The sequence below is a fragment of the Aliiroseovarius sp. Z3 genome, from assembly GCF_029105185.1.
Classification (GTDB): domain Bacteria; phylum Pseudomonadota; class Alphaproteobacteria; order Rhodobacterales; family Rhodobacteraceae; genus Aliiroseovarius.
Genome location: NZ_JAFMZK010000002.1, coordinates 377130 through 389577, shown reverse-complemented (window position 1 = coordinate 389577; position 12448 = coordinate 377130). Strand labels below are relative to the sequence as shown.

Sequence of the window (12448 nt, the reverse complement as noted above, 5' to 3'; positions counted from 1 at the left end):
TGCTCCGCTAAACGGGTGCACCTGTAAAAGGCGCAAGCCCGATCCCGCTGTCCTGAAGAGCCTGCCGCACCTTGGTGGCAATTGCCACGGCTGCGGGGGTGTCGCCATGCAGGCAGATCGTGTCGATCCGTGTCGGAATGCGCTTGCCGCTTTCGGTGATGATCGCGCCTTCGCGGACCATCTCGACCATCCGCGCACCCGCCTGATCGGGGTCGTGGATCACGGCGCCCGGCAGGCTGCGATCAACCAGAGTCGCATCGTCGTTATAGGCTCGGTCAGCGAATATCTCACAGGCCGTCGCACACCCAAGGTCATGGGCGGCGTCTTGTTGTGCCGTACCTGCCAGCACCATGATGATCAGATCGGGTGCGATGGACAGCGCGGCCTCATAGCAAGCGCACGCCATGTCGGCATCTTCTGCGGCCATGTTCGCCATCGCCCCATGCAATTTCAGATGCCGCACCTGTCCGCCCGCCGCTGCCGCCATCGCCTGAGCCGCACCCAGTTGATAGCGCACAAGGTTTTGCAGCGTTGGGCGCGGCAGGTTCATACGCCGTCGTCCAAAGCCGTGCAGGTCTGCAAACCCCGGATGCGCGCCGATACCCACCCCCTTGGCAACCGCGTTTTTCATCGTCATTGCCATGACATCCCAGTCACCCGCATGCAATCCGCATGCAATATTGGCCGAGGTCACGATATCCAAAAGCGCGGTATCGTCCCCCATCGCCCAAGGGCCGAACCCCTCGCCCATATCTGCGTTCAGATCAATCACCTGTGCCATACGCAGCCCCTATTCCTCGTCCGATTTATCAGCGCCTGACGTCACCCCGCTGATCAACTGATAGGATAGCAGATCAGGGATGGAATGGGGATCACGGATCAGGGGTTTGATGGTCTTTACAAGCGATTGACGGGTTGTCGCGGCCTTGCGCTCCGCCTGGATCGCGTCTTCCAAACCAACGTAGTGAAACCGCAAGGGCGCTTTTGCCGGGGCTTGCGCGACAATCGGCAAATCGCAGGGCAGCACGGTACCGATACGAGGGTATCCGCCGGTGGTCTGACATTCACAAAGCAGCACGAACGGCGTCCCATCGCCCGTAATCTGGATATCCCCAGGTACGATCACTTCGGACAGGATAGTTCGTGCGCCCTTGGTCCCAAACCCATCCCCCGGCAGCACCAGCCGCGCGCCCATTCGATTCCCCCGTGCATCCCTGTGAAAAGTCGAGGCGATGAACCTGTCGCGTTCGGCCTTCGAAAACTGATGCGTCTGGAGGCTTTCGACAATCCGCACGGTGCCGCCGGTGAAACGGTCCTCGACGTCAAGCGTCATTCCGATGGGTCCGCCGCGGTCAGACAGCGTTGCCAGATGATCGCCCGCCTGCACAGCAGCACCGATTCCCGCCGCCAGATGGACCGAGCGCGCGCCCAAACGCAAGCGACCCGTAAAACCGCCACCCACATGCAGATAGCCATAGCTGCCCACTTCGGGACCGCCGATCGACAGTCGCGCACCTGCAGGCAAGATGTGGCTGGCGTTCCATGCCAGTTTCACCCCTTCCAACGTTGCCCGCATAGGCGCCCCAGTCAGCGCGATGCGCATATCAGCATCCGCCTCGAACTCTCCGCCCATTCCCGCCATCTCTAGCGCAGGTAAATCATCGGATTGGTTAAGAAGTGCTGCCCCTTCGGACAAGGCCAACAGATCAGCAGCGCCCCCCCGCGACAAGCCGGCATCCAGCCATCCGAGGCGGCCCCTGTCTTGCAAGGTCACACCCGGACCCACCTTCAGAACCTTCAGCCCGCCACTCATCCGATCACCGTAATCTGTGCGCCGCCCTTCGGGTCGCGGTGCAATGCATCCAGTCGTTCTGGCGTCGTGGTCACAAACTGCACCTCGTCCCCGGCGCGCAGCAGGAAGGGTTCCCGTGCGTCGGGTTGAAACAACCGCATCGCGGTCTGCCCCACATGTTGCCAGCCGGTGGGTGTAGAAACCGAAAACAGAACCAACTGGCGGATCGCGACCGCAATGGCCCCTTCCGGCACCTTTGCGGTTAGCTGGCTTTGGCGCGGGATGTCCCACGCGTCGGGCAATGTGCCAAGATACGGCTGTCCGGGGGCAAATCCGATGGTCTGAACACGCAAACGTGTCGACGTAAGGGATGCTATCGCCTCATCCACCGACAACCCCGCTTGCGCGGCCGCCTCGGAAAGCTGTGGGGCCAGATCGGTGCCGAAAACAGCTGGGATACGCCAAAGACGGCGCCCCTCGGGCAGCTCTGCCGCATACCAGTCGCGGCTGCCCAGAAGCGTCGTGACCTGATGGAGTAATGTCAGGTGATCCAGATGGATCGGGTCGAAACGTAGATACACTGACACCAGAGACGATGATGTCTCCTCGACCCCGTCCCATCCGGCCAGGTCGATCGCCGCCCGGAATGCAAGGGCCGCGCGATTGGCCGCCTCGCTGAGCGTGTCGGCGAAACGGATCAACATCCCGTCCACCCCGGCGGTGCTTATAACCGGGGCGTCGGGTGCTGCAACAAGTCGATCAGGTGGGGTCACGTCTGCCCTGACAAATGGTTTCAATCACCGCAAAACCTATAGTGATCCGCGCCGTGATGACATCCAAAAAAAGGAAGCACCACCCCTGACCACCCAGTCGCAACCAAACCCCAAGTCGTGCGGAGTTTAGCGCGGAAACAGAGTGTTTTTGTATTCAGAACAATTTTCTGATAGAGTAAAGCCCTAATATTTCTTAGTTTAGTTGATTTTGAATACTTATTGTTTTGCAAGGGACGGTTATTTCGATGGCCAGTTTTGCACGATCCTTGATCAAGGATACCGGCGTACGCGCCGATTGGGTGGACCTGCGCGATCAGGATTACGTTCCCAATCTGACGGTGCTGCGTGACACGGTTTTCCTGAATCCTAACTTGCTGACCCCTGATCCCGATACCGGATTGCAGATGCCGATTTTTGGCGCACGCGATCAGGGCAGCAGCGGCCGGTGCGTCGGGTTTGCATTGGCAAACCTGATCGACATTCAACGTCAACTGCAACATCTGCGCCGCTCGCCCAGCGCGAACGGACATGGGCCACCTGACCTGTCGAAAGTGCAGGAAGACATCGTCAGCGCGGACATGCTGTATCGCATGGCATCGTTCCATGACCGCTATCCCGAGTTGGAAAATGGCGAGGTGACGACCGAAGAAGGCATCCTGACCCTTCGGTCAGCCATCAAAGGGTTCTATCACCACGGGGTGTGCCGCGACTGGCCTTTTGGGGAAGCGGCCTTCGATGAAGGGCGCTGGCAAAGCGAATGCTATCTGACCGACGGGCCGGACACGGGGCGCAAGTTCACCACGGTTGGGCAGGCCAAGAAAGCCCGCGAAATCGGGCTGGGGGCGTATTTTCGTCTGGCCTCGATCCTGAACCACTTTCACGCGGCGCTGAACGATGCCGAAGCGATCCTGACCACGGCGAATGTGCATGACGGGTGGCTTGCCGCAACGCCGGACAATGGCGGCCTGATCACCTGGCCGCCTGCGCTTGGAAAAACCGGCACCCATGCCTTCGTCGTGACCGGCTACGACGAGAACGGGTTCCACGTTCTGAACTCGTGGGGGCCGAAATGGGGCGGTTATCAGGATCAGGTCGGGATTGCGCTGTGGTCCTATGCAGACTGGGCACAGAATGTTGTGGACAGTTGGGTCTTGCGGCTGGGCGTGTTCGCACCGTCAGCCTTCGGTGCCTCGGTTGGGGAAAAAGGAACCAAGGGGGACACCGGGCCGATCCAGTCCGGCTCGACCCCGTGTTTCGAGCTTGTGGGCCACTACATGCATCTGGATGACGGCTATCACGTGGCCACCGGGTCTTATCCATCCTTCAAGAACGGCTGGTGCCGCACCCGAAAATACCTGTCTGAAAGGTTGGACCCGTCGGCCGACCCTGCCAACAAAGGCAACCAGTATCGCGGTGTGCTGGTCTGGATTCCCGGCAGTCTTGAAGGGATCAAACCCGCCTTTGCCGACGCGGTGGGGCGTAAGACACTGATCAAGGATTTGGGTCTGTATCCTTACACGATCTTTTGGTGCAACAGCTTCGTTGAGAAGTCGCTTGAGGTGCTGCAAAGCCTGTTCGACAGCTGCGAGGAACAGGCAGGCGAAAACGCCGCCCATCTGGACGAGCTGATCGAAAACCGCGTGCGTGGCGTGGGCCGTGCCTTCTGGCGCGACATTGAACTGGGTGCCCGACGCGCGCTGCGCGGGACCGAAGAGCTGCCCTATGAAGATTTCGAGAATGAGGATCTGGACAAGATCAAGACCGGCTTTGTGGGTGATCTGTTGTTCGACCTCTTGGAGTTGAAGAAAGCCACCGGTTGCGAACTTCATATCGTCGCAGAAGGAGCCGGCGCGCTGGTGGTGCACGAGATGCTCTCGCTGCTGGAACACAAAACGCGATGGTTTGACCCCGCATCCCTGACGCCGGGGGGGACGGATCGGTTCGACACGCTGCATTTGATCCATCCAGCGATTGGAATGCCGCGTGCCAAAAAACGCCTGATCCCTTTGATCAACGTGATGAACGGAACAGACGAGGGCAAGAGGAAGCGCAAATCCTCGTCGCGCAAGCCCGTGGTGCAGGAATATCTGGAACACGAAACCCCGCCCCGCGCACGCATCTATGTGCCGACGCCCGAGCTGGAGGAACGGGTGAATTTCGGCGCCTATGGCAAATCCATCCTGCACCTCGTTTCACGCGCATTCGAGGACAGGTATCCCCTGCCGCAGGATGCCGATGACATCTCGGCCCCATATCTGCTGCGCCCTCGCCCGTTTCTGGGCATGTCTGGCGTTGCGGATGGTCGCACGTCACCCGTGCGAAATGCGGTGTTTCGGTTGAACCGGATTGCTGCCCAAAAACACGATCTAGACCGAATTCCCCAATCGGTTCTGAACGACGACCCCACCATCACCAACAGCATTTTCGAATGCATAAGAGGATTTCAGGAAAAGGGACACTGAACGCCATCAAGGAGAAGACCATTGACCAAGATCACTGTTGAACAACTGATGTCGAAAATGGCGGATCTGGACGCCGATGAAACCGAGTTCTCAGAGTATTTCATACTCGACGAGGAACAATCCGGTCCGTTCTCTCCGAAGTTCAAACTGAACCCGGCGACGGTTCAGATCCCGCGAGGGGCCAATGCCGCCCAACGCACCGCGGCCTTGATGAACTCGGCCAACTGGTTTGCGCGCATGAGCCGAAGAAACGTGTTTCAGCAAAAGCTGGCGCGGGGATATGACGGCCCGATCATCGTGTCCGAAGGCGACAGTTGGTTTCAGTACCCGATCCGCCTGCGCGACACGATCGACCATCTGATGCACAGCTATGCGATCTATTCGCTGGGCGCGGCAGGCGATCTGCTGAAGCGGATGGCCGACAAGCAGGAATATATCGGAGCGTTGGAAGAAACCGGGGCCGAGATCCTGCTTCTGTCCGGTGGCGGCAACGATCTTGTGGCCGGTGGCGCGCTTGCCTCGCATCTCGAAGCCTTCGATCCTGACCTTGCCCCCGCCGATTATTTGCTACCGTCTTTCCAAGCGTTGCTTGACGACGCGCTGGGGCATTACGGTCGGATGTTCCGGCAAGTGCAGCAACGATTCCCGCATGTTTGCATCCTGTGCCATGGTTACGATTATCCGGTGCCCAACAAGGACAAATGGCTGGGCAAGCCGATGGAAAGCCGCGGTATTCGCGACCGGGCACTGCAAATGGCCATCGCCGCCGAGATGATGGACCAGTTCAACCGCCGTCTGCGCCGCCTTGCCCGATCCATGCCGAATGTGACCTATATCGACTGCCGCGGCGTTGTGGGCAATGACCGCTGGTTCGATGGCCTGCATCCGACCGGTGATGGTTATGGTGATGTCGCCCAGAAGTTCCGGCGTGAGATCAATCGTATCGCAAATGCACGCAGCGGCCCGCCGGTGGTGATCAGCGGTCCGTTCGGCTCGGCAACTGAGTTGTCGCGCGCGATGCAGGCGCCCCCGGTTATCGCAGGAGGACCGGCACAGGGCATGTCACTGCATGTCGGCGTGAATACCGTGGACCCGGCCCATTACGACGGCTGGGATGGTCAACTGGCCGCATGCGAAGCTGATGCGCTGGCGATGCAAAACATCGCTGAATCCGAAGGTTTCAAACCGCAACTTCTGTTAACCCGCGACGCAACACGGGAAAACGTGGTGTCCGAGGTCAAGCGCGCCGCCAAAGATCTAAAGCCCGGTGATATGTTCCTGTTCACCGTGTCCGGTCATGGCGGGCGTGTGCCTGATTTCAATCAGGACGAAGACCACGACGACGAAAGCCAGCGGATGGATGAAACCCTGTGCCTTTACGATTTCCAGATCGCGGATGACGAGCTTTACATGCTCTGGACCTTGTTCCGTGATGGTGTGCGGGTTCTGATTATGCCCGACACCTGTCATTCGGGCTCGATGGCACGGTTCGGACCCACCGCCCCGACCGAGCTGTTTGGCCGCGCCCTGCCACAGGATCCGCGCATCCGCGCCATGCCGCTATATGTCGAAGACCGCGTCTGGCGGGCAAACGAAGCCGCCTATCGCGAAGCATCGAAGTCCTACAGCGCGATGAAGGAAAGCGTGATGACCGCGCCGCTGAGCAGCCCGATACAGGCGTCGGTTCTGAACCTTGGGGCCTGTAAGGACACGCAGTTTGCCATGGACGGGCCGGAAAACGGCGCCTTCACCGGTGCGCTATTGAAGGTCTGGGATAACGGGCGCTTCAATGGCGACTACCGGGCCTTCCGCGCCGCCATCGACGACGAGATCGGCAGCGACAGCCAGACCCCGCAACTGTTTGAACCGCTATTGAAACAACCAAACTTCGTGTTGGACCGCCCATTCACGTTGCAACCGGTCGGGATGGCGGGCAGCACGGCCTGCGGTTCAGCGAAATCACGTGCCGCACCGCCGCCACCCACGCTTGAAGACGCAGATGAAGGCGAAGAAAACGATCTTCTGCCGGACGCCGAGGTAGATGCAATCCTGTCGGCCAAAACGCGCGGGGCTGGGTTTCGTAGCGCCACAGCGGCGCTTGAATGGTCTGACTATTCGGATTTCGACGGGTTCATCCGTTCACTCGGCCTGAAGAACTTCTGCACGGACGAGTTCTTGATCCTTGGCGGGGGTCACAACACGCCCGGTGGCAAATGTCAGGGCAAAAACACTTATCCACCCCGAAGCCTGTGGACAAACATCGCCAAGACCGCGCAGGCGCTGGACCATTTCCGCGACCGGATCGGCAAACCGATCGCGATCACCAACGCCTATCGCGGCCCGGCCTATAACGCCTGTATCGGCGGGGCGAAAGCAAGCCAGCACATGAAATTCTGCGCGCTGGACTTCAAAGTGTCCGGAATGCCCGCCCCCGAGGCCGCGAAAGCCCTGCGCTGGTTGCGCGACAAAGAAGGGTTCTTCACCGGTGGGATCGGCCGCTACAACAGCTTCACTCATATCGACACGCGCGGCAACAACGCCACATGGCCGCCTGCGTTCCGGGACATGAAGCTGTCGGGCGCCACGCCCCTGAAGAAGCGCGAACCGCGTGATTTGGCGGAACGGATCGCGATCCTGATCGCGACCATGCTGGCAAAACCCAGGTCGGCACCGGGGGCCAAATCCCGCAGCTCTGCCTTTGCAGACCCGGTCAGCCGCTCGGGGGATGATTTCGATCCGACCTCGGAAAACGCCGCGCATCAGCAATCACTGCAAGCGGCGGTTAATGCGTCGAGCGTGATCTCTTTCGTCGAAAATCTGACGCCAAGCCAGAAAGAGGATGTGCTTTTGTCGACGCTCTTTGCCCAGCGTGCCGCTGACGCCAAGGCAGACCCCGTAAAGGAACGCGAGCTATGGCATGCCACCTATATGGACATGCTCAGCCTGATGGGCTGGACCCGCGAGGCGGCCCCGTTCGAGGCCAGCCAGAAGATGAAAGGCAATGGCAGCTTCGACAAGGTCATTCTGGCCACGCTGGCGCAGGTCGCGACCGGCAACCAGTTCAAGATCGTCGAAAGCGCGATGGAAGCCCTGCGCGGGTTGGCGTCGGATGATGGCAAGATCAAACTTTTTGATTTCGAGACCTCGACCTCGACCGGCGGCAATTTCCAGATCGGCAGCGCCGAGGCTTCGGGGGACGTTATCTCGATGGCGCTGGGGGCATTCAACTTCAACTTCAAGGACAAAAAACAGAACATCCTGTTCGTGTCCTGGGGCAAGAACGAGTTGGAGTATTGGCTGTCCGCGCAGAAGGTTGTGCTGAGCCCAACCATCTATGCGGATGTGCGCGAAATCATTCGTGACAAGCTGTCGGACACACGCAAGACCCTGATCGCGGATATTGACATCGGATGACACAGGACACCACGCCTCCACCGCCCGAGGGTGACGCAGGGCCGTTGCCGCGACCGGTCACGACGGGAAAACTACAGATCGCGCCGCGCTATCTGCTGATCCTGCTTCTGCCGGTCGCGGTGCTGACCGCGTCGGAATATCTGTTGGGCACGTTTGGTGATACCTCACTTTTGGTGCAGGGGGTTGAACTTGCCCCGATGGCACCGCTGATCGAGCTGGATGGCCGATACAAGTTTCTTGCCGCTCTGTTCTTGTTCGTGGCCGTGACGATCACGCTGATCTCGATGTTTTCATTCGAGCTTTACGCACGCCACACCAAGAAATCCATCTGCTGGACGCTGGTCGGCATTGTCGGGGTTATCTTGGTATCCCTTAGCTTTTCAACCTTCGAGCCGGAATGGATGCCCGCCAGTTTTGAATCTCAGGCCCTGCTGGGCGAAAACCTCTTTCAAACGGCACTTGGTATCGGCAACCTGCCCGGTTGCGCCCCCGGCGGCGCGTTGGAAGCTGCCTGCGATGGAAGGGGCGCATATTTCGCCATGAAATACCTTCTGGATCACGTAAACATCCTGACCTCGTTGGCGGCGGCCGCAATCATCGCGGGGATGGTCCTGTCGCTGGCCGAACCTGTGGGCATTGATCGCAGCAGCAAAACCGCGCTGATTACCGAAGCGATGACATTACAGAACGCACAGGAAAGCACGCAACGTTACCTCTATTGTGCTGGGGTGTTGCTGACGACAGGGATGGTGCTGGTACTGTCCTGGATGAAATGGCCCGGCGCTATGATCGCGGACTCTGACCTGCGAAGTGCTCATGACCATGTGGTCAGTTCGCTGTCCATGTTTCGCGGCGTGACCTATACGGTGTTGATACTGTCGTTCTATATGCCCGTCAGCCTGATCCTGAAGGTGCGGATAGAGCAATTCAAACAGGCCAGCGAGTCGGTGGGCGAGACCAAGCTTGGCAGCACACTTGAGGGGTTCGATATCAAGCGTATCGCCAGTATGGAGGCGTTCAAATCCATGCTGGCAATCGCCTCGCCCATTCTGGCCAGTGCAATCGGTTCATTTGTCGATCTGTCCCTGTTTCAATGACATGGTATCGACCTGCAACAGGGTGGAACAAACCCGCCTTTATCAATTGTCAGCTTTTGGGCGGCGGCATGGAAGTCGCAGATTCTTCAACTACTTTCGTTCCAGCCTTTCCCGGCGATGATTTTCGATCGGGCCTTGTCTATGCGGCGCAAGCGTGTTTCGGATTGCTTGGCGCTGGAGAAATGCAGCACCCAGCCGCGCTGCCGCCCCGGCGTCAAGTCATCGAAGGCTTCCGCAAGTTCGGGATCATCATCAAGGGCTTCCTGTAACTCGTCGGGATAATCGAGATTGTCCTTTTCGGTGAATGCGACCTGCAACCCGTCCTGTTCCGCCTTTATCGCCCGACCGATGAAGCGCCGGATCATGTCTTCACCGCGTTCGATCTCGTCCAGACTCTCGAAGTGAAGCCGCCGCATGGCTTGGGAGTGCTTACCGGGTTGAATGAGGACGCCGTTTTGATCTTCCAGCAGCGCCCCCTTGAAGAACCCGAGCGCACAGGACTCCTTCATCCCGTAGATGATCGCAACGTTGTTGTCCTGATAGGTATAGCAGAGCTTGCCCCATTTCACGCGCTCTTCAAGCCCGCAATCGCGTAGGATGTCGCGAAGTTTGCGCCGTTCGTCCTGCCAGCTTGTCTGTTTCAGAAGATCTGCGACCTCGGGGTCATTCGCCATGCCCGTTTCCCTTCCGTTTCAATGCGGCGCAACAAACGACCGTCCAAGCGCGATCACCGCGGCGACGGTGGCGACAGCAAGCCAATAATACGTCGGCCCATTATCCTCGGCCCCCGCGCGCAGGTGAACGCCGGAAAACACCAGCATTTCCACCGCGATTCCGATGGCCGCAACCGGCACGAGCCACCCAAGCGACGGCGAAATAACGGGAATGACCAGACCAGCGGCACAGAGCAGTTCGAGCGGGATCAGGGTCATCCAGACAGCACCCGGGATCGCGGCAAGCGTCGGGACGGTCTGTTCCGAGTTGAAGAGCTTCCAACCCGCGCCGATGGCCGTGTGCAGCGCCAGAAACGCCTGAAGTATCCAGAGGACGATGTTCATTGCGCGCCCTCCTCGCCGAGATCGGCAATGACCTTCTCAAGCCTGTCAAGGAACTGTTCCCAACCAGCCCTGGCCCCGCGATAGGCCTGCTCCTGATCGGGGCCAAAGCCCGTTTGCTCCATCTTCAGATGCGTGCCGGCCGCGGTTTTCGTCAAGGTCCACGTCACGACGCTTTCCAACCCATGCGCCGCCCACGAATATGAAAGCGTCTTGTGGGGCTCGACCGCCAGAACCTCGCAGGACACCCTGCCCCAGGCGGCTTCCAAATCAAAACGGTGGCCCACTTCCGGTTTGAAATCGCTTTTCATCAGCCATTCCTCGACCAGGTGCTTTTGCGTCAACGCGCGCCAGACCTTTTCCGGCGCGTGGCGCAGCTCGCGCTCTTTCACGACCGTGCGCATATCCTTGTCGGTGCCCATCACTGGTCCATCCTCGTCAAAATGTCTTCGAGACCGTCGAGCTTCGTGTCCCAGAACCGGCTCATGGTCCGCGTCCAGTCGACCAGCGGTGCCAGAGCCTTTGTATTTGCGGCATAGCGCGTCTCGCGACCTTTCTGCCGCCCGCTAACAAGGCCCGCTTTCTTGAGAATGGCCAGATGTTTCGAGACCGCCGGTTGGGAAATCCCGGCCTGTTCGGTCAGCGCAAGAACATTCTGCTCGCCACCAAGACACAGGCGCTCAAAGATTGCCCTGCGAGTTGGGTCGGCGAGTGACCGGAAAACTGTGTCGTGCGAAGCAACCATAACGCATAGCCATTTGGATATGATTTACTCATAGCCAACTGGTTATGATATTGTCAACCATGACTTCATGCAGCGACTAAGAACGCGGGCACAATCATTCTCAGCATTTCAGGATCTGGCAGCTTTGCCCTCTCTTGCGTCTTTCGCCATACGTTGGCCGAAGATTCGCGTCACCGAAAGGGTCAGCAACCCAGCCGGGAAAGCGCGACCTATCTGTCACCAAGGGGCAAAGTGCTGGTCGCTGGGAGCGATCTATGCGGACAAAGTGACGTGTCAACAATCAGGATTTGGCTGTGAACCCGTCAAGCACGGCGATTGCGTCCAATTCTCGACCATCCGGCACAAAAAGATGATCATGGAAATACCCCGAAACAGGATTTACCCCCATGTCATGCGCCGCCAACGCGGTTGTAATGCGCGCAAGAAAGCCAACGGCTTCGAGCGACGAGTGAATATTCAGGGTGATCATTCGGCAGGGGAATTCAAACTCTAAACCATGCGCTTCTGCTTCTTCTTTCAGCAGAATGAGCGTCATTCCTTCAGCTTCATGGAAGAGCATTCTCGGCCGAAGTCCAGACGGCAGAACGCCATCAGGAACGGTTGCAAACACATACAGCCCATCCAACAGCTCCGCCGACATACTGCTCAGGAGTTTTTCCAGATTTCTCTCACCCGCCATCTTTTTTCCTGTTTTAGTGAGTTTCGAAGCTGATAAGAAACATGCCGACTATTAGGCATATCACCCCGACCATACCCAAAACGCCAATGTCTTGTTTGAATATCGTATACCCGGCAACAACGGATCCGACAGAACCGATGCCCGTCCAGAGTGGGTATGCGACTGACAAGGGTAAGGAGCGCATGGACCAATACAAAGCCCCAAGGCTTGCTATCATCAGAACTGCTGTTGCAATGAACAGACCCAACTGAAAGCCCTCAGAAAGGGATTTCAGTCCCGCGGCCCATGCCGTTTCCAATAAACCTGCGATGAGAAGAGCAATCCACGCCATTTCGACCTCTATAACTTCGGGTCGTCCCGGCAAGCCCATGAAGTGTCAGGTCGTCCTGATCAGGCGTTCCATCTTAAGTACCGACTTTTCTGCAAGAGTA

At 58.5% G+C, this 12448-nt stretch carries 11 protein-coding genes; 3 read left to right on the top strand and 8 right to left on the bottom strand.

Annotated elements, in window-relative coordinates:
* Nucleotides 1-7 precede the first annotated feature (7 nt).
* The 3 genes from J3R80_RS04890 to J3R80_RS04880 are packed head-to-tail and all read right to left on the bottom strand — an operon-like array spanning nucleotide 8 to nucleotide 2565.
* Nucleotides 8-781 carry a 5-oxoprolinase subunit PxpA gene (locus J3R80_RS04890; RefSeq protein WP_275392637.1) on the bottom strand — a complete coding sequence of 258 codons (774 nt, stop codon included), beginning with the start codon at nucleotides 779-781 and terminating at the stop codon, nucleotides 8-10.
* A 9-nt stretch (nucleotides 782-790) separates the two neighbouring features.
* Nucleotides 791-1813, bottom strand: a complete 1023-nt coding sequence (locus J3R80_RS04885; protein ID WP_275392636.1) for an urea amidolyase — start codon at nucleotides 1811-1813, stop codon at nucleotides 791-793.
* The gene (locus J3R80_RS04880) at nucleotides 1810-2565 is read right to left on the bottom strand and encodes an allophanate hydrolase subunit 1 (RefSeq protein WP_275392635.1); all 756 of its coding nucleotides are present in this window, start codon (nucleotides 2563-2565) and stop codon (nucleotides 1810-1812) included. The genes J3R80_RS04885 and J3R80_RS04880 overlap by 4 nt, the downstream gene beginning before the upstream one ends.
* A gap of 245 nt (nucleotides 2566-2810) precedes the next feature.
* Here J3R80_RS04880 and J3R80_RS04875 point away from each other — a divergent pair, with 245 nt between their 5' ends.
* The 3 genes from J3R80_RS04875 to J3R80_RS04865 are packed head-to-tail and all read left to right on the top strand — an operon-like array spanning nucleotide 2811 to nucleotide 9538.
* Entirely contained in the window at nucleotides 2811-5027 is a 2217-nt protein-coding gene (locus J3R80_RS04875; protein ID WP_275392634.1) for a C1 family peptidase, read from the top strand.
* Nucleotides 5028-5048: 21 nt separating this feature from the next.
* Nucleotides 5049-8441: a D-Ala-D-Ala carboxypeptidase family metallohydrolase gene (locus J3R80_RS04870; RefSeq protein ID WP_275392633.1), complete on the top strand. Its 3393-nt coding sequence runs from the start codon at nucleotides 5049-5051 to the stop codon at nucleotides 8439-8441.
* A complete protein-coding gene (locus tag J3R80_RS04865; protein WP_275392632.1) occupies nucleotides 8438-9538 on the top strand; it encodes a hypothetical protein in 1101 nt (366 codons plus the stop codon). Before J3R80_RS04870 ends, J3R80_RS04865 begins: the two co-directional genes overlap by 4 nt.
* An 86-nt stretch (nucleotides 9539-9624) precedes the next feature.
* Here the strand turns inward: J3R80_RS04865 and J3R80_RS04860 are convergent, their stop codons facing one another.
* From J3R80_RS04860 to J3R80_RS04840, 5 genes are all read right to left on the bottom strand, one after another.
* Nucleotides 9625-10212 carry a YdeI/OmpD-associated family protein gene (locus tag J3R80_RS04860; RefSeq protein WP_275392631.1) on the bottom strand — a complete coding sequence of 196 codons (588 nt, stop codon included), beginning with the start codon at nucleotides 10210-10212 and terminating at the stop codon, nucleotides 9625-9627.
* 18 nt (nucleotides 10213-10230) lie between these two features.
* Nucleotides 10231-10596, bottom strand: a complete 366-nt coding sequence (locus J3R80_RS04855) for a DoxX family protein (protein ID WP_275392630.1) — start codon at nucleotides 10594-10596, stop codon at nucleotides 10231-10233.
* Entirely contained in the window at nucleotides 10593-11015 is a 423-nt protein-coding gene (locus tag J3R80_RS04850) for an SRPBCC domain-containing protein (RefSeq protein ID WP_275392629.1), read from the bottom strand. Before J3R80_RS04850 ends, J3R80_RS04855 begins: the two co-directional genes overlap by 4 nt.
* Nucleotides 11015-11338 (bottom strand): metalloregulator ArsR/SmtB family transcription factor, encoded by a 324-nt coding sequence (locus J3R80_RS04845; RefSeq protein ID WP_275392628.1) that lies wholly within the window; start codon nucleotides 11336-11338, stop codon nucleotides 11015-11017. The genes J3R80_RS04850 and J3R80_RS04845 overlap by 1 nt, the downstream gene beginning before the upstream one ends.
* A gap of 280 nt (nucleotides 11339-11618) precedes the next feature.
* Nucleotides 11619-12017 (bottom strand): ACT domain-containing protein, encoded by a 399-nt coding sequence (locus J3R80_RS04840; RefSeq protein ID WP_275392627.1) that lies wholly within the window; start codon nucleotides 12015-12017, stop codon nucleotides 11619-11621.
* Nucleotides 12018-12448 lie beyond the last annotated feature (431 nt).

Bases quoted from the DNA above. Each gene is read 5' to 3' on its own strand.
- J3R80_RS04890 (WP_275392637.1), bottom strand. From the start codon at position 781: ATGGCACAGGTGATTGATCTGAACGCAGATATGGGCGAGGGGTTCGGC.
- J3R80_RS04885 (WP_275392636.1), bottom strand. From the start codon at position 1,813: ATGAGTGGCGGGCTGAAGGTTCTGAAGGTGGGTCCGGGTGTGACCTTG.
- J3R80_RS04875 (WP_275392634.1), top strand. From the start codon at position 2,811: ATGGCCAGTTTTGCACGATCCTTGATCAAGGATACCGGCGTACGCGCC.
- J3R80_RS04865 (WP_275392632.1), top strand. From the start codon at position 8,438: ATGACACAGGACACCACGCCTCCACCGCCCGAGGGTGACGCAGGGCCG.
- J3R80_RS04860 (WP_275392631.1), bottom strand. From the start codon at position 10,212: ATGGCGAATGACCCCGAGGTCGCAGATCTTCTGAAACAGACAAGCTGG.
- J3R80_RS04855 (WP_275392630.1), bottom strand. From the start codon at position 10,596: ATGAACATCGTCCTCTGGATACTTCAGGCGTTTCTGGCGCTGCACACG.
- J3R80_RS04850 (WP_275392629.1), bottom strand. From the start codon at position 11,015: ATGGGCACCGACAAGGATATGCGCACGGTCGTGAAAGAGCGCGAGCTG.
- J3R80_RS04845 (WP_275392628.1), bottom strand. From the start codon at position 11,338: ATGGTTGCTTCGCACGACACAGTTTTCCGGTCACTCGCCGACCCAACT.
- J3R80_RS04840 (WP_275392627.1), bottom strand. From the start codon at position 12,017: ATGGCGGGTGAGAGAAATCTGGAAAAACTCCTGAGCAGTATGTCGGCG.